Origin of the sequence: Sphingomonas citricola (assembly GCF_019429535.1) — a bacterium.
GTDB classification, from domain to species: Bacteria; Pseudomonadota; Alphaproteobacteria; order Sphingomonadales; family Sphingomonadaceae; genus Sphingomonas; species Sphingomonas citricola.
Map to the genome: position 1 here is coordinate 399497 of NZ_JAHXZM010000002.1, position 19693 is coordinate 419189.

General features: G+C 69.2%; 18 protein-coding genes and 1 riboswitch. Of the genes, 11 read left to right on the forward strand and 7 right to left on the reverse strand.

The window, feature by feature from the left end; translation table 11 throughout:
- Positions 1-2: 2 nt before the first annotated feature.
- From KZ810_RS05890 to gcvPB, 5 genes are all read left to right on the forward strand, one after another.
- Positions 3-434, forward strand: coding sequence for a hypothetical protein (locus tag KZ810_RS05890; protein ID WP_258044486.1), 432 nt, complete (start codon positions 3-5; stop codon positions 432-434).
- A 77-nt stretch (positions 435-511) separates the two neighbouring features.
- Positions 512-613, forward strand: a riboswitch (glycine riboswitch).
- Between the two features lie 160 nt (positions 614-773).
- Positions 774-1928 carry a glycine cleavage system aminomethyltransferase GcvT gene (gene gcvT, locus KZ810_RS05895; RefSeq protein ID WP_219768063.1) on the forward strand — a complete coding sequence of 385 codons (1155 nt, stop codon included), beginning with the start codon at positions 774-776 and terminating at the stop codon, positions 1926-1928.
- 4 nt (positions 1929-1932) lie between these two features.
- Complete coding sequence (gene gcvH, locus KZ810_RS05900; protein ID WP_219768064.1) at positions 1933-2304, forward strand: glycine cleavage system protein GcvH; 372 nt, start codon at positions 1933-1935, stop codon at positions 2302-2304.
- Positions 2305-2349: 45 nt separating this feature from the next.
- Positions 2350-3708 carry an aminomethyl-transferring glycine dehydrogenase subunit GcvPA gene (gcvPA, locus tag KZ810_RS05905; RefSeq protein ID WP_219768065.1) on the forward strand — a complete coding sequence of 453 codons (1359 nt, stop codon included), beginning with the start codon at positions 2350-2352 and terminating at the stop codon, positions 3706-3708.
- Positions 3705-5279 (forward strand): aminomethyl-transferring glycine dehydrogenase subunit GcvPB, encoded by a 1575-nt coding sequence (gene gcvPB, locus KZ810_RS05910; RefSeq protein ID WP_219768066.1) that lies wholly within the window; start codon positions 3705-3707, stop codon positions 5277-5279. The genes gcvPA and gcvPB overlap by 4 nt, the downstream gene beginning before the upstream one ends.
- 259 nt (positions 5280-5538) lie before the next feature.
- Here the strand turns inward: gcvPB and KZ810_RS05915 are convergent, their stop codons facing one another.
- Positions 5539-5799, reverse strand: a complete 261-nt coding sequence (locus tag KZ810_RS05915; RefSeq protein WP_219768067.1) for a SemiSWEET family transporter — start codon at positions 5797-5799, stop codon at positions 5539-5541.
- A 61-nt stretch (positions 5800-5860) separates the two neighbouring features.
- Between KZ810_RS05915 and KZ810_RS05920 the strand changes: the two genes are divergently transcribed.
- The gene (locus tag KZ810_RS05920) at positions 5861-6361 is read left to right on the forward strand and encodes a CcdC protein domain-containing protein (RefSeq protein ID WP_219768068.1); all 501 of its coding nucleotides are present in this window, start codon (positions 5861-5863) and stop codon (positions 6359-6361) included.
- Here the strand turns inward: KZ810_RS05920 and KZ810_RS05925 are convergent.
- Positions 6358-7284, reverse strand: coding sequence for a DMT family transporter (locus KZ810_RS05925; RefSeq protein WP_308461500.1), 927 nt, complete (start codon positions 7282-7284; stop codon positions 6358-6360). The two genes, KZ810_RS05920 and KZ810_RS05925, sit on opposite strands and share 4 nt — an antisense overlap.
- Positions 7285-7478: 194 nt before the next feature.
- Positions 7479-9167, reverse strand: coding sequence for an alkaline phosphatase family protein (locus tag KZ810_RS05930; RefSeq protein ID WP_219768070.1), 1689 nt, complete (start codon positions 9165-9167; stop codon positions 7479-7481).
- A gap of 49 nt (positions 9168-9216) precedes the next feature.
- Here KZ810_RS05930 and KZ810_RS05935 point away from each other — a divergent pair, with 49 nt between their 5' ends.
- The 4 genes from KZ810_RS05935 to KZ810_RS05950 all read left to right on the forward strand — a co-directional run bounded on the left by KZ810_RS05935 (position 9217) and on the right by KZ810_RS05950 (position 14604).
- Positions 9217-11259 carry a protein-disulfide reductase DsbD family protein gene (locus KZ810_RS05935; protein WP_219768384.1) on the forward strand — a complete coding sequence of 681 codons (2043 nt, stop codon included), beginning with the start codon at positions 9217-9219 and terminating at the stop codon, positions 11257-11259.
- A 72-nt stretch (positions 11260-11331) separates the two neighbouring features.
- A complete protein-coding gene (locus KZ810_RS05940) occupies positions 11332-12864 on the forward strand; it encodes a circularly permuted type 2 ATP-grasp protein (protein ID WP_219768071.1) in 1533 nt (510 codons plus the stop codon).
- Positions 12864-13799: an alpha-E domain-containing protein gene (locus KZ810_RS05945; RefSeq protein ID WP_219768072.1), complete on the forward strand. Its 936-nt coding sequence runs from the start codon at positions 12864-12866 to the stop codon at positions 13797-13799. The genes KZ810_RS05940 and KZ810_RS05945 overlap by 1 nt, the downstream gene beginning before the upstream one ends.
- A 1-nt stretch (position 13800) precedes the next feature.
- Complete coding sequence (locus KZ810_RS05950; protein ID WP_219768073.1) at positions 13801-14604, forward strand: transglutaminase family protein; 804 nt, start codon at positions 13801-13803, stop codon at positions 14602-14604.
- 18 nt (positions 14605-14622) lie between these two features.
- On the opposite strand, the gene KZ810_RS05955 is transcribed toward KZ810_RS05950, so the two are convergent.
- From KZ810_RS05955 to KZ810_RS05970, 4 genes are all read right to left on the reverse strand, one after another.
- Positions 14623-15399 carry an arginyltransferase gene (locus KZ810_RS05955; RefSeq protein WP_219768074.1) on the reverse strand — a complete coding sequence of 259 codons (777 nt, stop codon included), beginning with the start codon at positions 15397-15399 and terminating at the stop codon, positions 14623-14625.
- Between the two features lie 114 nt (positions 15400-15513).
- Positions 15514-16770, reverse strand: coding sequence for a threonine ammonia-lyase (locus tag KZ810_RS05960; RefSeq protein WP_219768075.1), 1257 nt, complete (start codon positions 16768-16770; stop codon positions 15514-15516).
- 120 nt (positions 16771-16890) lie between these two features.
- A complete protein-coding gene (locus tag KZ810_RS05965; protein ID WP_219768076.1) occupies positions 16891-17214 on the reverse strand; it encodes a hypothetical protein in 324 nt (107 codons plus the stop codon).
- Between the two features lie 13 nt (positions 17215-17227).
- Positions 17228-17947 (reverse strand): DUF4163 domain-containing protein, encoded by a 720-nt coding sequence (locus KZ810_RS05970; RefSeq protein WP_219768077.1) that lies wholly within the window; start codon positions 17945-17947, stop codon positions 17228-17230.
- A 45-nt stretch (positions 17948-17992) separates the two neighbouring features.
- Between KZ810_RS05970 and KZ810_RS05975 the strand changes: the two genes are divergently transcribed.
- Positions 17993-19687: an amidohydrolase gene (locus tag KZ810_RS05975; RefSeq protein ID WP_219768078.1), complete on the forward strand. Its 1695-nt coding sequence runs from the start codon at positions 17993-17995 to the stop codon at positions 19685-19687.
- Positions 19688-19693: the final 6 nt, after the last annotated feature.

A 19693-nucleotide genomic window follows, 5' to 3' on the forward strand; every position in this document is an offset into this window, starting at 1 on the left:
CCATGCCGGTCGTCAGCGTCACGCGCCTGCGTATCCGATCGTGGCGGTTCATGCCGCGTTTCGTGATCCACACGCTCGGTACGACTCGCCAGGTGCGCGGCAGCGACGGGTTCCTGGGTGGGGCGCTGCTGCCCGACCGGCGGCGCGCGTTCTGGACGATGACGCTGTGGGACGATGGTGCCGCGATGAAGCGTTACATGACGAGCGGCGCGCATCTGCGGGCGATGCCGTTGCTGCTCGACTGGTGCGACGAGGCGAGCGTCGTGCGCTGGACGCAGGACACGGCGGTGCCGCCCGACTGGCGCGAGGCCGATCGGCGGATGCGCGCCGACGGTCGCGCGTCGAAGCTCCGTCACCCCGCTCCGACGCACGCGTCGATCGATTATGCCGCGCCGCGGCTGTCGCGCAGCGTCGCCCTGGTGCGGGCGCGGTGAGGATGTTCGTGGCCGATTGACACGCCCGAGGCGCGGCGGCAGAGCGGCGCGCGTCGACGCGGGGGACTTTTCCTCGCGTGGGCGGCGCGGGAGAGTGCGGCCGGCCTTTCAGGCAAGGATCGCCGCCGAAGGAGCAACCACCCCGGAATCTCTCAGGCAGCAGGGACCGCGCAGCCTTACCGACACTCTGGAAAGCGGTTGCGCCGTTCACCCGGCGCGATCCACCGAAGGGGTAATCCCGCGAAAGCGGCGAGAAAGCTCTCAGGTTCCGTGACAGAGGGGGACATGATCGTCGGACGAGCAGTTCGTGCGTCGACACCCTCGCGTCAGGAAGCCGTGATGAGCGACAAGATCCAACCCACCAATGGCGCATCGGATGACGATGGAGTCGTCATCGAAACGCTGACGCTCCCGCTCGACGCGTGGCACCGCGCGCGCGGCGGCCGCATGGTCGAGTTCGCCGGCTATCACATGCCCGTCCAGTACGAAGGAATCATGGCCGAGCACCTCTGGACGCGTGAGAGCGCCGGGCTGTTCGACGTCAGCCACATGGGGCAATTGTCGATCACGGGCGAGGGCGTCGTCGCGGCGCTCGAGGCATTGCTGCCCGCCGAGATCGAGCGCCTGCCGTTCAACAAGGCACGTTACTCGCTGCTGCTGAACGAGGAAGGCGGCGTGCTCGACGACCTGATGCTCACGCGTCAGGCAGAGGACCGCGTCTACATAGTCGTCAACGGCGCGACCAAGTACGACGACGTGGCGCACATGATCGAGCACCTGCCCGACGACGTGACGATCAATCTGATGGAAGATCACGCGCTGCTCGCGGTGCAGGGGCCGAAGGCGGTCGACGCGGTGTCGCGGCTGATCCCCGGCGTCGAAGCGCTGACCTTCATGCAGGCGGGCGCGTTCCAGTGGGAAGGCCACGACCTCTGGCTCAGCCGCTCGGGCTATACCGGTGAGGACGGTTACGAGATCTCGCTTCCGGCCGAGGCGGCGGAGGCGTTCGCCGACGCGCTGCTCGAACAGCCCGAGGTGAAGCCGATCGGCCTCGGCGCACGCGACTCGCTGCGCCTTGAGGCGGGGCTGCCGCTCTACGGCCACGACCTCGATCCCGAGACGACGCCGGTGATGGCCGACCTCGGCTTCGCCTTGTGGAAGCGCCGCCGCGAGGCAGCGGACTTTCCGGGTGCGACACGCATCCTTGCCGAGCGCGAGCACGGCCCCGCGGTCAAGCGCGTCGGTTTGCTGGTCGAGGGGCGCCAGCCGGTGCGCGAGGGCGCGAGCGTCGTCGGCGACGACGGCGCAGTGATCGGGCGCGTGACCAGCGGCGGTTTCGCGCCCAGCGTCGGCGCACCGATCGCGATGGCCTATGTCCCGACCGAGCTCGCGACCGCCGGCACGGCTATCAGCCTCGTCCAGCGCGGCAAGGTCCACGCCGCGACCGTTGCCGCAATGCCGTTCGTTCCCCATCGTTACTACCGAGGAGCCTGATCCCATGAGCCGTTATTTCACGCAGGACCACGAGTGGATCGACGTCGACGGCGAGACCGGCACCGTCGGCATCTCCGACTATGCGCAGAGCCAGCTCGGCGACATCGTGTTCGTCGAGGTGCCCGAGGAGGGCAAGTCGCTTTCGAAGGGTGACGACGCCGCCGTGGTCGAGAGCGTCAAGGCCGCGTCCGATGTCTACGCGCCCGTGTCGGGCACCGTGATCGAGGGCAATGTTGCGCTCGCCGACGATTCCTCGCTGGTGAATTCCGATCCCGAGGGCGAGGGCTGGTTCTTCAAGATCACGCTCGCCGACGCGTCCGAGCTCGACCAGTTGATGGACGAGCAGGCCTATGCGGCGTTCGTCGAGAAGCTCTAACGATTGTCCCGCCGCCCGGCGACGGGCGGCGTGCAAGGAACTGCCATGCGCTACCTACCGCTCACCGAACATGATCGCCGCGACATGCTGTCCGTCATCGGCGCCGGATCGATCGACGACCTGTTCGTCGACGTGCCCGAGGCCGCACGGCTCGACGGGCCGGTCCGCGACCTGCCGAATCACGCCAGCGAGCTGAGCGTCGAGCGGCACATGACCGCGCTCGCGCGCAAGAACACGGTGGCGGGCGAGGTGCCGTTCTTCCTCGGCGCGGGCGCGTATCGCCACCACGTCCCGGCGAGCGTCGATCACCTGATCCAGCGCGGCGAGTTCCTGACCGCCTATACGCCCTACCAGCCCGAGATCGCGCAGGGCACGCTGCAGATGCTGTTCGAGTTTCAGACGCAGGTCGCGCGTCTGCTCGGCACCGATGTCGCGAACGCCAGCATGTACGACGGCTCGACCGCGTGCTGGGAAGCGATCGGCATGGCGCGCCGCATCACCAAGCGCGGAGAGGTGGTGCTTTCGTCCGGTCTACACCCGCACTATGTTTCGGTTGCGCAAACGATGGCGAAATACACGGGCGACCAGCTCGTTTATTCGACGCCTAACTTGGATGACGCCGGCGATTTTGCATCGCTACTCGATTACGTCGACGGCGATACGTCGTGCGTCGTGGTGCAATATCCCGACATCCTCGGCCGCATCGCGGACCTGAAACCGCTCGCCGACGCGTGCCACGCCAACAAGGCGCTGCTGATCGCGGTGGTGACCGAGCCGGTCGCGCTGGGTGCGATCCGCAGCCCCGGCGAGATGGACGCCGATATCGTCGTCGGCGAGGGCCAGTCGCTCGGCGTCGGCCTGCAGTTCGGCGGGCCCTACGTCGGGTTGTTCGGCTGCAAGGAGAAATATGTCCGCCAGATGCCGGGGCGCCTGTGCGGCGAGACCGTCGATGCGGACGGCCGCCGCGGCTTCGTGCTGACGCTGTCGACGCGCGAGCAGCATATTCGACGCGAGAAGGCGACCAGCAACATCTGCACCAACTCAGGGCTGTGCGCACTCGCCTTCTCGATCCACATGACGCTGCTGGGTGAGGCGGGCTTGCGGCAGTTGGCGGCGACCAATCACGCGAACGCGGTCGCGGCGGCGGAGCGGCTGGCGCAGGTGCCGGGCGTCAACCTCGTCAACGACACCTTCTTCAACGAGTTCACGCTCGATCTGGGTCGCGAGGCGCGGCCGATCGTACGCGCGCTCGCCGAGCGCGGCGTGCTCGCGGGCGTGTCGCTCGGGCGGCTCTATCCGGGCGAGGACGAGCTCGCCAACGGGCTGATCGTCGCGGTGACCGAGACGGTGACGCGAGAGGATATCGATGCGCTGGCGACCGCGCTTGAGGAGGTGTTGGCATGAGCATCAACCAGAGCGGCTGGCGGCCCGAGATGACCGTCAAGGGCACCGATACCGCCGCCCCGACCTTCACCGGCAACAAGGCGCTGATGCTGGAAGAGGCGCTGATCTTCGAGATCGGTTCGAGCGAGACGACGGGCGTCGAGGTGGCGGAGCCCGTCGCCGCGACGTCGCGCTTCGGCGACCTCGCGCGTACCGCACCGATCGGTCTGCCCGGCCTGTCGGAGCCCGAGACGGTGCGCCACTACACCCGGCTCAGCCGGCAGAATTACGCGATCGACCTGGGACTGTTCCCGCTCGGTTCGTGCACCATGAAGCACAACCCGCGCCTGAACGAGAAGATGGCGCGGCTGTCCGGCTTCGCCGACGTCCACCCGCTCCAGCCGATCGACACGGTGCAGGGCGCGCTGGGCGTGATCCATCAACTTGCGCACTGGCTCGTCACACTGACGGGCATGCACTCGGTCGCGATGAGCCCCAAGGCGGGCGCGCACGGCGAGCTGTGCGGCATCCTCGCGATCAAGGCCGCGCTGGAAGCGAAGGGCGAGGGGCAGCGCCGCATCATCCTGGTGCCCGAGAGCGCGCACGGCACCAACCCCGCGACTGCGGCCTTCGCGGGCTTCGCGGTCGAGGACATCCCCGCCACCGCCGACGGGCGTGTCGACACCAATGCGCTGATCGCGCGGCTGGGGCCCGACGTCGCGGGCGTAATGATCACCAACCCCAACACCTGCGGGCTGTTCGAGCGTGATCTGAAGACGATCAGCGACGCGGTCCACGCGGCGGGCGGTTACGTCTACTGCGACGGCGCGAACTTCAACGCGATTGTCGGGCGCGTGCGTCCGGGCGACCTGGGCGTCGATGCGATGCACATCAACCTGCACAAGACCTTCTCGACGCCGCACGGCGGCGGCGGGCCGGGTTCGGGGCCGGTGGTTTTCTCCGAGCGGCTGACCGCGTTCGCGCCGCTCCCCTTCGTCGAGGAGCAGGACGGGCGCTTCGAGCTCGTTGAGGAAGAGAATGCGGGCGAGCACCACGCGCAGAGCTTCGGCCGCATGGTCGCGTTCCACGGCCAGATGGGCATGTTCACGCGCGCGCTGACCTACATCCTCAGCCACGGCGCCGACGGTCTGCGCCAGGTGGCGGAGGATGCGGTGCTGAACGCCAACTACGTGCTGCGCAGCCTGGAGGACGTGCTCGACGCGCCGTTCGGCAAGGCGGGACCGTGCATGCACGAGGCGCTGTTCTCGGACGCGAACCTGGCGGACGGCTTCTCGACGCTCGACGTCGCCAAGGGGCTGATCGACGAGGGGTTCCACCCGATGACGGTGTATTTCCCGCTCGTCGTCCACGGCGCGATGCTGGTCGAGCCGACCGAGACCGAATCGAAGGCGGCGCTCGACCAGTTCATCGGCGCGCTGCGCTCGGTCGCCGAGCGCGCGAAGGCGGGTGACGCGGGCTTGAAGAGTGCGCCGCACTTCGCGCCGCGTGCGCGGCTCGACGAGACGCTCGCCGCGCGCAAGCCCAAGCTGGTGTGGAAGGAGCCCGCTCCGGTCGCACAAGCTGCGGAGTAGGTTAGTCGATCTCCGCCGCCGCGCCGCCGATCAGCGGTCGCGGCGCAGGGTCGGGCGTGACCGGCGCGGCGGCGCTGCCCGGATTATCCGGGCGGCGCGGTGGGCGGCGTCGCTGTCCGCTACCCGCGCGAAGAACTGCCGCGATCCGCAGCGCGAGGCTTTTTACACGGGCCCTTCGGTCAGGAGCGGGCATCGTTATCTCCTCGGTGAGTCAGGTGACTAGTACACCGTCATCGCCCTACGCGGAAGCGGTCCTTCGTCACAGCGCGGTAGCGAAGGAGATCGCGCCGAGCAGCACGCCCGGCGCGTTGGCGAGGACGATCGGCCAGTCGCGCCGCGGCCGGCGCAAGGAACCGTAGGCAACCCACAGGCTGCAATTGACCATGGTCGCCAGCGGCTGGATCAGCGAGCCCTTCTCGCCCGCGAGGTTGAGCTGGATCTGGTCGATATAGGACAGATACATCGCGACCGCGGTGGCGGTCGCGACCCAGCCCAGGATACGCAAATGTCTGTCGTGCATTCCTTTCCAAGCGCGTGAGGCGCGGCTTTCGTTTCGCGTGCCGCACGACTAGCCTGCCGGAATGAACGACGCGTCTGCCAACTGGATCAGCTACGCCGTCACCTTCGCGGTCCTGGCGGGCGTGATCGCGTTCCGGTGGAAACGGATGAGCCGCGCGCGGCCGCTGAAGCTCGAATGGTTGTGGGTGCTGCCCGCGTTCTACGCAGCCTTGTGCATCGTGCTCTACGCGCAGCACCCGCCGCGCGGGGACGCGTGGCTGTTCTGCGCGGCTGCGGCGGGGCCGGGCGCGTTGCTCGGATGGCAGCGCGGGCGGATGATGCGGATCGCGGTCGACCCCGATACCCACGCGCTCAACCAGACCGGATCGCCCGCCGCATTGCTGTTCATCGTCGCGCTGGTCGCGGCGCGTAGCGGTGCGCGGGCGGTGGTGGAGCGCGGCGGCTGGGGGATCGATCCGTTCGTCGTCACCGACGTGCTGATGGCGATGGCGCTGGGGCTGTTCGCCGCGATGCGCGTCGAGATGTTCCTGCGCGGGCGACGGCTGCTCGTGGGCGCGCGCTAGGCGATCCCCTGCGCCACTGCCTGCCGCGTGTCGGCGCGGCGGCGGACATGTTCGCGCCAGACGATGTAGAGCCCCGAGGCGACGATCACCGGCGCGCCGACCCAGGTCGCGGGCGCGGGCAGCCGGTCGAACACCAGCCAGCCGAGCAAGGTCGCCCACAGCAGCGCGGTGTAATCCATCGGCACCACGGTCGAGACCGGGCCGAGCGTCAGCGAACGCGTCATCGCGATCTGCGCCGCGCCGCCGATCAACCCGATCCCGAGCAGGATCGCCCACACCATCGGCGCATGCGCCTGCGCCGCGAACGGGTAGGCGACGCCCAGCGGCACGAGCGACAGGCACGAGAACCAGAACACGGTGGTGAGCGGTGCCTCGGTGCGGCCGATCGTGCGCAGCAGGATCGAGACGGTCGCGGTTCCCGCCGCCGCGGCGAGCCCGGTCAGCGCCCCCGCGAGCGGGAATGCTGTTCCGCCCGGTTGCGCGACGATCAGCACCCCGACGAAGCCCGCGAACACCGCCGCCCAGCGCCGCCAGCCGGTCGGTTCGTGGAGCACCAGCGCGCCGAGCACGGTGGCGAAGATCGGCATCGAGAAGCCGATCGTCGTCGCTTCCGCCAGCGGCAGCATCGTCAGCGTCGCGAAGGTCAGCGCCATCGCCGCGAGCCCGAGCGTGGTACGCAGGACATGCGCGCCGAACCGCCGCGTCCTGAGACTAGCGATGCCCGGCCCGGCGGCGACCAGCCCGCCGACGAGCAGGGTCGCACCGAACTGCCGCCAGTACATGATCTCGGGCAGCGACGCTCCGCGCGCTTCGGCGAGCTTGATGCCGACGTTCATGAACGCGAACAGCAGGACGGACAGCAGCCGCAGCCCGATCGCGAGCAGGACGCGGTCGGTCGGGGGTGGGGGCGTAGCGGCGCGCACGTCGGCGTGCTTTGGGGAAACACGCGGCGCGTGCAATCGCTTTCGTGACGGCGTCACGCGAACGCGGCCAACGGCGCCGTTACCACCGGTGCGTCAGCGATCGCCCACCGGGGCCTGCGCGATGCGATGATCGTCACTCATCCTCCGCGGCGGCTCGGGCACCCGTCGCCCCTAGCCGCCGTCGCGCCCGGTCGTCACCGCGCGCAGGTGCTCGCCGCGCTCGAATCGAGGTCGAGGCACCGACCGTCGAGCCCGGAGACGGGCAGGTTGATCGTCGCGGCGAGCGTGGGGACGATGTCGACCGTCTCGACCGACAGCGGCTGCTCGAACCCAGCCATCCCCTTGCGCCAGAACATGATCGGCACGCGGCGGTCGTAGTCCCACGGCGAGCCGTGCGTCTCGACATAGCCCGGGCCGGGCTTGGCGATCGTGGTCACGCGCGGGCGTAGCAGGACGAGGAAGTCGCCCGAGCGGTCGGGATCGAACGACGCGCGCGCACGCTCGAGCAATGTCCACGTCTCGGGCGGCGTGGTCGGCATCGGCGTCGCGGCGATCTGCTGACGGGTCAGCGCGGCGGCGACCTGCGGCTGCGCAGCGAAGCGTTTGACGGCCTCCGCGATCACCGCGGCGCGGCGTGCGGGCGCCACGTCGTCGGCGACGTAGACGTCACCCTCGCTCGCCAGCAGCACCGGGCCTGCAATTCCCATGTCGCGCCTGATCGCGGCGCCGATCGCCTTGGCGGTCACGTCGGCGTTGACGCGTGCCTCCATCGGCATCGCGCGCTGCTGCTGCCGCTCGGTCATGTCGTGTGCGCCGTGGTCGGCGGTCAGCACGACCTCGTAGTCGAGCCCCCATTGGTCGAGCTGCGCGAGGAACCCGCCGATCGTGTGGTCGAGCTCGTTCATCTGGATGCACATCTCCGACCCCTGCGTGCCGTTGGCGTGCCCGATATAGTCGGTCGCCGACGCACCGATCGCGATGATGTCGGTCTGTGCGCCGCGGCCGAGCTTCATGTCGCCGATCAGCGCGGCGGCGAGCGCGAAGACCGCGCCGTCGCTAGCGGGCGAGGCACGGAACGCCTTGGCATCGCCCGCCTGCCGCTCGAACCGGCCGGTGCCGAGCACCTGGTCACCGACCTGTACGGGCATGGCGATCGAGCGGCAGAAGCCCGGCAGCTCGAGCCCCGCCTGCGGTTTCGCAAGCAACGCGGCCACCGCGGCGTTGGTCCGCTCGACCGCGGGGGGTGCCTTGCGGCCGGCGTAGGAGATGAAATTCTGCCCGCCCCAGAACCACAGTTCGTCGACCTTGTGCCCGCCCATCATGATCGCGGCGCGGTCCTTGCCCGCGATCGAGACGACGCGCGTGCGCGGGTCGCGCGCCTTCATCATCTCGCCCAGCGTCGGCACTTTCAGATGGACGTCGCTCGGCACGTATTTCTCGTGGTCGCTGCCCGCCGCCGTCTCGTCCTCGGCGCAATAGACCTGCTTGTCCTCGCGCCCCGCGCGCTGGTTGATCCAGGTGTTGGCGACGATCCCGGTATGCGCGGGGCGCATGCCCGTCAGGATCGTCGAATGGCCGGGGCACGTCTCGGTCGCGGCATGGCTCTGATAGCCCGAGGGAAACACCGCACCCGTCAGCAGTCGCGCGAAGCCGTCGGTGAAATGGTTGCGATATTGCGCGAACAGGTCGGCGGAGAATTGATCGACCGAGATCGCGACGATCAGCTTGGGCGGCGTGCGCGGTGCGGCAGGGGCGGCAGCCTCGTTCCTGGGCGCGACCACGGGTGCGGCGGGCGCACGCTCGCGCGCCTCGCGTGAGTTCTGCGCGGCGGCAGGAAGCGCGAGCGCGGAGGAGACGAGCAGCGCGGCGGCGAGGGCTTTCATGAGCAACCTTGATGCAAAGCGTGGACACGCGGGCTATGAGCCGGGGTCGATGGTCAGGCAAGCTGTGCGCGCGGCGCTTTTCATTCTGATGACGGTGGTGGCGCTCGGGTTGCCGGCGGCGTGGGCGCAGGCCCAAGCCCAAATACCGGGCGTGAAGCACATCCGCCTGACCCTGGTGGCCGAGAGCGACCGCCCGCGCAGTGGCACGACGATGCGCGTCGCGTTCGAGGCGGTACCGGAAGCCGGCTGGCACGGTTATTGGAAGAACCCGGGCGACGCGGGTGTCGAGACGCAGGTCGCGTGGACGCTGCCCGCGGGGGCAAGTGCGGGCGCGCTGCGCTACCCGGTGCCGGGGCGGCTGCTGATCGCTGGGTTGATGAACTACGTCTACGAGCGGCCGTTCGCACTGCTCGCCGACGTGACGCTGCCCGCGGGGCTCGCCGTGGGCACGCGCCTGCCGATCGCGGCGAAACTCACCTACCTCGTCTGTACCGAGCAGATCTGCGTGCCCGAGCAGCAGGACGTCGCGACCAGCGTGACGATCGGCGACGGCACGATCGCGCCCGAACGGCGCGCGGCGTTCGACGCCCACGCGCGCGCGATCCCGCGTCCGCTCGGCTCGCCCGCCACCTATCAGGTCGAGCAGGGCCGGTTGCGGCTGTCGGTTCCCTATCCCGCCGACGCGTCGCTCGGACAGGCGTGGTTCTACCCCGCGGCGGGCGGCGTGATCGACATGGCCGCGCCGCAGCAGGTGACGCGCGACGGCGACCGCGTCGTGATCGAGACCAAGCCCGCCGCGACCGTGCCGACGGGTCGAATCGAGGGCGTGCTGGGAACCGCCGACGGGCAGGGTTTCGCGCTGTCGGCGACGCCCGGCACCGTCGCCGCGGGCGAGGCGGGCGGCGGCGTATGGGCGGCGGCGCTGATCGCGTTCGGCGGCGCGTTGCTCGGCGGGTTGCTGCTCAACGTCATGCCGTGCGTCTTTCCGATCCTGAGTTTGAAGGCGCTGAGCCTCGCCAAGTCGGGCGAGAGCGAGACGCACGCGCGCGCCGAGGCGCTGGCGTATACCGCGGGCGTGGTGCTCGTCTGCCTCGCACTAGGCGGGATACTGCTCGCGCTGCGCGCCGGGGGGGCGAGTGCCGGCTGGGCGTTCCAGTTGCAGGACCCGCGCGTCGTCGGCGTGCTGCTGATCCTCGTCGCCGCGATCGCGCTCAACCTGGCGGGATTGTTCGAGCTGCCGACGCCGCGCTTCGCGAGCACGAGCGGGGTGGGCGGTGCGTTCATGACCGGGGCGCTCGCCGCGTTCGTCGCGACGCCGTGCACGGGGCCGTTCATGGGCGCGGCGCTCGGCGCGGCGCTGGTGCTGCCCGCGGTGGCGGCGATGGCGGTGTTCGCCGGACTGGGCCTCGGCATTGCGCTGCCGTTCCTGCTGATCGGTTTCGTGCCGGCGCTCAGGCGGCGATTGCCGCGGCCGGGCGCGTGGATGCAGCGGCTGCGCCACATCCTGTCGGTGCCGATGTTCCTGACCGCGCTCGCGCTCGCCTGGGTGCTCGGGCGGCAGGCCGGGGTCGACGGCATGACATTGGGGCTGGCGGCGGTGCTGCTCGCCAGCCTGGGGCTGTGGTGGACCGGGCGGCGGCAGCACGCCGGGCGCGAGCGCGCGGGTTGGCCCGCGGGCGTCGCGCTCTCGCTCGCGCTGGCGGGCGTGCTGCTCGTCCGCGCGGCACCCACCGTTGCGTCGAGCGTCGCCGCACTGCCGGGCGCGCAGCCCTTCAGCGAGGCGCGGCTCGCCGCCTTGCAGGCCGAGGGGCGGCCGGTGTTCGCGTATTTCACCGCCGACTGGTGCCTGACGTGCAAGGTCAACGAGAAGGCCGCGATCGAGACACAGGCGGTCGCGGACGCGTTTGCCAAGCACAAGGTCGCGGTGCTGGTCGGCGACTGGACCGACGGCGATCCAACGCTCGGCCGCTTCATCGAGCGCCACAACCGCGCGGGCGTGCCGCTGTATCTATGGTACGCCAAGGGCGCACAGAGCCCGCGCGTCCTGCCCCAAATCCTCACCAAAGCGACGCTGACCGGGCTTTCGTCCTGACGCAGGTGTTGTGAAGCGCCGCTTTGTGTCCCAGCATGCGTCGAAATCGCTGCGGGAGCGTTACGAGACGGCATGGGGACACAAGCATTCGACGAGATCATGGGGCCACCCGAGCGCGAGGGGGCCCGAAGCGAACTGGTCGACCTCTGCCACTGGCTGCAAGCAACCCCCGCCGACGAATTGCGCCGCCGTCAGGAAGCCGCCGAGACGACGTTCCGGCAATTGGGCATCACCTTCGCCGTTTACGGTGACAGCGACGCCTCCGAACGCATCATCCCGTTCGATATCGTCCCGCGCATCTTCCTCGCGCGCGAATGGGCGCGGCTGTCCGAAGGGCTGATCCAGCGCGTCGAGGCGATCAACGCGTTCCTCCACGACATCTACGGCGAGCGCCGTATTTTGAGGGAAGGCGTGCTGCCCGAGGATCTGATCCTCGGCAACGCGCAGTTCCGCCCCGAGATCGCGGGAATCCGCCCGCCGCACGACGTCTGGGCGCATATCTGCGGCATCGATCTGGTGCGCACCGGGCCCGACGATTTCTTCGTGCTGGAGGACAATGCGCGCACGCCCTCGGGGGTCAGCTACATGCTGGAGAACCGCGAGGCGATGGTGCGACTGTGCCCCGAACTGTTCTCGCAATTCCGCGTCGCCGCGGTCGACAGCTATCCCGACATGTTGCTCGAGACGATGCGCTCGGTATCCCCGCGCGGGTGCGGACAGAACCCGACCTGCGTCGTGCTGACGCCGGGCCACTATAATTCGGCCTATTACGAACATAGTTTCCTCGCCGACTCGATGGGGGTCGAACTGGTCGAGGCGGCCGACCTCGTCGTCGACGATGACGTCGTCTACATGCGGACGATCGCGGGGCGGGTGAAGGTCGACGTGATCTATCGCCGCGTCGACGACGATTTCCTCGACCCGCTCGTCTTCCGCCCCGATTCGATGCTGGGCGTGCCGGGGCTGATCGCGGCCTATGCCGCGGGCAAAGTCGCGATCATCAATGCGCCGGGCAACGGCATCGCCGACGACAAGGCGATCTACAGCTACATGCCCGAGATCGTGCGGTTCTACTCGGGCGGCGAGGCGAAGCTGCCCAATGTCGAGACGTGGCGCTGCCGCGAGCCGCAGGCGCTCAAATACGTGCTCGACCATCTGGACGAACTGGTGGTGAAGCTGGTCGACGGATCGGGCGGTTACGGAATGCTCGTCGGGCCGACCGCCAGCCGGCAGGAGATCGAGACGTTCCGTGCCGCGCTGATCGCCGAGCCGCACCGCTATATCGCGCAGCCGACGTTGGCCCTGTCGACCGTGCCGACGCTCGCCGACAGCGGCCTCTCGCCGCGCCACGTCGATTTCCGCCCCTTCGTGCTGACGGGATCGAAGGGGGTGAAGGTCGTCCCCGGCGGGCTCACGCGCGTCGCGCTGAAGGAAGGATCGCTGGTCGTCAATTCGAGCCAGGGCGGCGGCACCAAGGATTCGTTCGTGTTGATGGACGACGCCAATGCGATGACGCAATCGATGGGCGGGATGACGCAGTCGATCGGCGCGGACGGCATGGTCCAGTCGCTCGGCAATGCCGACCTGACGCGGGAGGTGCGCTGATGCTCAGCCGGACCGCGGCCTCGCTCTACTGGCTCGGGCGTTATCTCGAGCGTGCCGATTTCATCGCGCGGCTGGTCGAGGCGACCGTGCGGCTCGACGTGCTGTCGTCGCGCCCCGCGGGCGAGGCCGCGTGGCGCTCCGCGCTCGCGGTCACCGATACCGAGGCGGCGTTCGAGGCGAGCGGTGCGCCGCTGACGCGCGAGGCGGTGGTTGCGTTTCTCAGCACCGACACGTCGCATCCGGGATCGATCGTCCGCTGCCTCCACGCCGCGCGCGACAATGCACGCGCGGTGCGCACCGCGCTCAGCCGCGAGGCGTGGAGCGCGATCAACGGCGCGTGGCTGATCTTCGACCGCCGGGTGACCCCGCTCGATTCGACCGCGACACTGGGTCTGGTCGACAAGGTCAAGGCGGAGACGCGCGGGTTCGAGGGCGCGGTCCACCGCATGTTGCGCAACCAGACGACGCTGTTCATCCGCCTGGGCCAGGTGATCGAGCGCGCCGACAACACCGCCCGGCTGCTTGACGTCAAATACCATCTGCTGCTGCCCGCGGGCGAGTCGATCGGCGGCACCGTCGACCGCGACCAGTGGACGACGATCCTGCAGACGGTGTCGGCGGTGACCGCGTATCGCTGGCTCTACAACGACGGATTGCAGCCCGCCAACGTCATCGACCTGCTGCTGAGCCGCGCCGAACTGCCGCGCAGCGTCGCGGGGGCGATCGACGAGACGGTGTCGATCCTGAACTCGCTCGCCAAGTCGCTGGGCGGGCAGGGCGAGGCCGATCGGATGGCGCGCGGGCGCCACCAGCGGACGCTCCACACCCGCACCGGCGACGTCATCGCATCGGGACTCCACCAGCATCTGGAGGCGTTGATCGTCGAGAACGACCAGTTGCACGCGGCGATCGGCCGCCAGTTCAAGTTCAACTGAGATGCGGCTGTCGATCGATCACCGCACCACCTATCGCTTCACCGAGCCGCAGGCGCGCGTGGTGCAATTGCTGCGCATGACCCCGCGCAACACGCACGACCAGATCGTCGCCGACTGGCACATCGCGCTCGATTGCGACGCGCGGATCACCGAGGGGCAGGACGGGTTCGGCAACGCGACCACGATACTCTACATCGACGGTCCGGTCGATCGCATCGACCTGTCGGTGACCGGCGAGGTCGTGACCAGCCACTCGGACGGGGTGCTTCACGGCACGCTCGAGCCGCTGCCGGCGCGGTTGTTCCTGCGCGACACGCCGCTGACGCGCGCCGACGCGGCGATCACCGATTTCGCGCGCGACGTGATCGGTGACGAGGGGGGGACGGTCGCCGCGCTCCACCGGCTCAACCACGCGGTCGGCGATCGCTTCACGCTGGCACGCGGACGGCCCGAACCGGGGCTGGCGGTCGCGGACGCGTTCACGCGCGGGGCGGCGACGCCGCGCGATCTGGCGCACGTTTTCATTGCCGCCGCGCGCGCGCGCGGCGTCCCGGCGCGCTACGTCTCGGGCTATTGCGACCGGCTGGAGGACAATCGTCCCGCGCCGCACGGCTGGGCCGACGCGTGGATCGAGGGGCTTGGCTGGGTCGGGTTCGACCCGATGCTGCGACGCTCGCCCGAGGAACATCATGTCCGCGTCGCGGTCGGATTCGATGCGGTCGGCGCGTCGCCGGTCGCGGGCACGCGCATGGGTGAGGGTGACGAGCGGCTCGACGTCGCGGTATCGGTCAACGCCGAGGGCTAGGGCGGGATCGCGTGCGGATCAGGCCGGCTGGCTGACTGCCTGGGCCTGCGTCTCGGCCACGTCGTCTTCGAGCAGCGCCCAGCCGCGCGGGCCTAACACCTCGATCGGGCGATAGCGCGTCTTGTACGCCATCCGCGCCGACCCCTTCACCCAGTAACCCAGATAGACGTGATCGAGCCCGGCCTCGCACGCGCGCTGGATATGGTCGAGGATGATCAGGTTGCCGAGCCCCGGCCACGTCGCGTCGTCGGGCTCGAAGAAGCTGTAGATCATCGACAGGCCGTCGGCCTGCCGGTCAGTCAGGCACGCACCGATCAATTGCCCAGGAACGCCGTTCTCGGCCGGGGTGCGATATTCGACGATGACCGAATTGACCGGCGATTGCTCGACCATGTCGGCGTAATCCATCTCGTCCATCCCGACCATGCCGCCGGTCGGGTGTCGCGCGGCGAGATAGCGGCGGAGGAGCTGATATTGCTCGTCGGTCGCCCAGGGGCGGCAGGCGCTGATCTCGATGCCTACGTGGCGGCGCATCAGCTTGCGCTGCGTCGCATTGGCGCGGAATTCGCGCGCGAGCACGCGTACCGAGACGCAGGCGGCGCAACCCGCGCACGACGGGCGATAGGCGACCGACTGGCTGCGGCGGAAACCGATCCGGCCGAGTGCGTCGTTCAATTCGGCCGCGTGCGGGCCCGACAGCTCTGTGAACACCTTCCGCTCCTGCCGGCCGGGCAGATACGGGCACGGCTGCGGGCTGGTCACGAAGAAACGCGGGAAACGAAAAGGCGCGGTCACCGCCGACGATTCTCCTGATGGGCGCGGTTCTTTGCGCCCGTATCACGCATATGAATCGCCGGCACCGCGGTGAAAAGCCGCTTTACCACGATTATGGGTTAACGCGGGGGCCGCTCAGGCGAGCTCGACCGCGCTGACCTCGTATCCCGCCGCCCGCAACGCGGCGACCAGCTTGTCGAGATGCGCGCGGTCGCGCGCCTCGCACTCGATGTCGGTGATCAGCCCCTTCGCGGGCAGCGTCGTGAACACGCGTTGGTGATAGACCTCGATGATGTTGATGCGTTCCTGATCGAAGATGCGCGCGACGTTGAACAGCGCGCCCGGCTGATCCTGCAGGCGGATGCGCAACCGCGCGAGCCGGCCCGAGCGTGCGAGATCGCGCAGCAGCACGTTGGCGAGCAGCCGCGTGTCGATGTTGCCGCCGCACAGCACGACGCCGACCGTGCGGCCCTTGAAACGATCGGGATGCTGGAGCAGCGCCGCGAGCCCCGCCGCGCCCGCGCCCTCGACCACGGTCTTCTCGATCTGGAGCAGCAGGCTGACCGCCTCTTCTAGGCTGCGCTCGGACACCAGTACGATGTCGTCGACCAGTTCGCGCACCATCATCGAGGTGATGCCGCCCGGTTCCTTGACCGCGATCCCTTCCGCCAGCGTGTCGCCCGCGCACGGCATCTGCGTGCCGTTCACGCGGTTGTACATCGAGGGGTAGAGCTCGGCCTCGACCCCCACGACCTCGATCGCGCGATCCGCACCGCGCGCGACCGTCGCCATGCCCGAGATCAGCCCGCCACCGCCGATCGGCACCACCAATGTGTCGATCTCGGGCACGTCGGCGAGCATCTCGACCGCGACCGTCCCCGTGCCCGCGATGATGCGCGGATCGTCGAACGGGTGGACGAACGTATAGCCGTGTTCCGTTTCGAGCACGCGCGCGTGGGCGTAGGCGGCGTCAAACGTCTCGCCCTCCAGAATCACGGTCGCGCCGTGCCCTTGCGTCTGCGTCACCTTCACGATCGGCGTGTTGCGCGGCATCACGATCGTCGCGGGCACGCCAAGCCGGTTGGCGTGATAGGCAAGACCCTGCGCGTGGTTACCCGCCGATGCCGCGATCACGCCCTTGGCACGCGCCTCCTCGGACAGTTGCAGCAGCGTGTTGAGTGCGCCGCGCTCCTTGTAGGCGGCGGTGAACTGGAGGTTCTCGAACTTCAGATACACGGTCGCGCCGGTCAGCTGGCTCAGTGTGCGACTGATGAGCGTCGGCGTGCGCACCACCTGATCTTCGATCCGCCGATGCGCCGCCGCAACGTCGGCGCAGGTGACGGGAAGCGGGGCGCCCGAAGACGGCGTGGCGGATGCGAGCTGGGTGGCCATCGCAGCGCCGTAGCGGAATGCGCGGGCGAGAGGAACACCCGCGATATCCGATCGAACATGGCAGGCGCGTGGCGTACGCCCGCAGGCCACGCCGCCGCTGCCCGGCAATCGACGTGTGGATCAGTCGGTCTTGCCGGGGCCCCCTGCGTCTCGCGCCTGCTCGGCTTGCGCCAGACAGGCACGCCGCTCCCTGACCTTGCGCTTCAGGCATTTCGCGCGCTCGATCTCGATCGTCGAACGGACGTTGGAATTGACGCCGTAATCGCCAACCTGACGCGGATCGATCGCCGAGGGTCGGGCTTGCGCGCTCGTTTGGTGGTATTGGGCAATGCTGGCGCTGGTGAAAAGCGTCGCGCCGACGATGCCACACACGATGAGCGATTGCCGCATACGAAAGTCTCCGGGTTGCCGGATCAGGCTGCGCCTCGCGTCGCGTACCGTCAACGACGCAGGCGGCCTATTCCACGGCGAACGCTGGGCGATACTCCGGCTTAACCGTCGCGATGATCGCGCGCGTGACGGGCAGCGTCACCTCATATTGGCCTTCGGCGTAGGAACCGGCGACATAGGGGTCGGCGATCAGGCCGATGCGGTTCACGCGCTGTCGGTCGGTCGAACCGAGCAGCAACGTCAGGTCGGTGAGCGGCGGGCATTTGCTGAAAAGGTCGCCGGTATCCTTGTAGGGCGCGAGGCGGCGCGCGCGTTCGGCCTTCAATCGCGCGCAATAGGTCGGGGCGACGGCGCGCTGGAGCGCGGCCGTCGAGGTGAAGACGGTTTTGGGGTCGAGCCGGACCCCGCGCGCCTTGTCCCACACCAGCGCACCCGACGACGGATTGCCGTGGGCGCCGCCGGTGAAACTATACGCCGCATAGGACAGGCTGAGGAAACGCGGCGTATTCGTCACTAACTGCCACGTCTTGTCCTGGTCGTACGGGTGGAAGGGAAAGGCCATTCCCGCGGCGTCGCGGCGCGCGGCGGCGGCGTCACGCGCCGTTCGCACGCCCATCGCCTTTCTCTCCGTCTCGAGCAGCGCGCGCAGGCGCGGGATCGCGGCGGCCTCGGCCGGATAGCTGTAGTTGAACGTGTAATCGGCGGTCTTGACCGTCTCCGCCGAGGCGTTCGCTGCCCCCGCCCCCATCGCCATCACCATCGCCATTGCTGCCACCGCAACCCGCATCGTCCACCCTCGCCAAATTTGCCCGACCGTCATAGAGCAGGTCATATGTACACCCGCTGTCACGCCCGTCACCTGTCGTTCCTCGCCAGCGTCGCGGCGCTCGTCGCCGCCCCCCCGGCGCTCGCCGACGCGCTCATCGACAATGTCGCGGGCGTGACGATCGACCAATCGGGGCGCATCATCCGCTTCAAGGCGATGGTGATCGACAAGGCGGGGCGCGTCGTCCGCCTGGTCGCCCCCGACGAACAGCCGCCCAAGCGGACGAAGAAGAACCCCGGCCCGGTGTACGACTGGCGCGCCGACATGAAGGGGCGCGTGCTGGTGCCCGGCATGATCGACGCGCACGGTCACGTGATCGAACTGGGGTTGCAGGCGCTGACGCTCGACCTGTCCGACACGACCTCGCTCGAGATGGCGAAGGCGAAGATCGCCGCCTATGCGAAGGGCAACCCTGAGCGCAAATGGATCATCGGCACCGGCTGGAACCAGGAAAAATGGGGGCTCGGCCGCTTCCCGACCGCGGCCGATCTCGACGTCGTCGTCGCCGACCGCCCGGTCTACCTCTCCCGCGCCGATGGCCACGCCGCCTGGGCGAATTCGGCTGCGATCCGCGCGGCGAAGATCACCGCCGCCACCGCCGCGCCGACCGGCGGGCGGATCGAGAAGGGCGCGAACGGCGCGCCCGCGGGGGTCTTCGTCGATGCCGCGACCCAGTTGTTCGACCGCGCGATCCCGCCGGTGTCGCCCAAGGACCGCACCGCCGCGTTCCTGAAGGCGCAGCAGATCCTGCTCGGCTACGGCGTCACCGCGGTCGCCGACATGGGCAGCACGATCGACGACTGGATGACCTATCGCCGGATGGGCGACATCGGCGCGCTGCGCGTGCGGATCATGTCCTATGGTCACGGCATCGACACCACGGTGATGATCGGCGGCACCGGCCCAACCCCGTGGCTGTACGACGACCGGTTGCGGTTGAACGGGGTCAAGATCTACGCCGACGGCGCGCTCGGATCGCGCGGTGCGTGGTTGAAGGCGCCCTACGCCGATGCAGCCGGAAACCGCGGGCTCGGCTTCCTGACCGACGACCAGTTGCAAAACACGATGAGCCGCGCGGCGATGGACAATTACCAGGTCGCGGTCCACGCGATTGGTGACCGCGCCAACCAGCAGGTCCTCGACGCGATCGGCGAGCTGTCGCAGACCTACAAGGGCGATCGCCGCTGGCGGATCGAGCACGCGCAGGTGGTCGATCCCGCCGACCTGCCGCGCTTCGGCAAGAACGGCATCATCGCCTCGATGCAGCCGACGCACGCGACCGGCGACCGCGTGATGGCGCAGGCGCGGTTGGGCGAGGCGCGGCTGGCGGGCGCCTATGCGTGGCGTTCGATGCTCGCGAACGGCGCGAGGCTCGCGTTCGGTTCCGACTTCCCGGTCGAGCGGCCCGACCCCTGGGCAGGCTGGGCTGCCGCCTTCACCCGCACCGATGCCGCGGGTGAGCCCGCGGGCGGCTGGCGGCCCGAGGAAGCGGTAACGCGCGAACAGGCGTGGTGGGCCTTTACCGGCGGCGCGGCCTATGCCGGGTTCGCGGAGAACAAGTTCGGCAATCTCGCGCCCGGGCAGAGGGCCGACTTCCTGATCGTCGACCGCGATCCCGCCACCGCCGCGCCGGCCGACCTGCGCCAGACCAAGGTGCTCGAAACCTGGATCGGCGGCGAGAAGGCGTGGGAGCGCAAGTAACCCGCC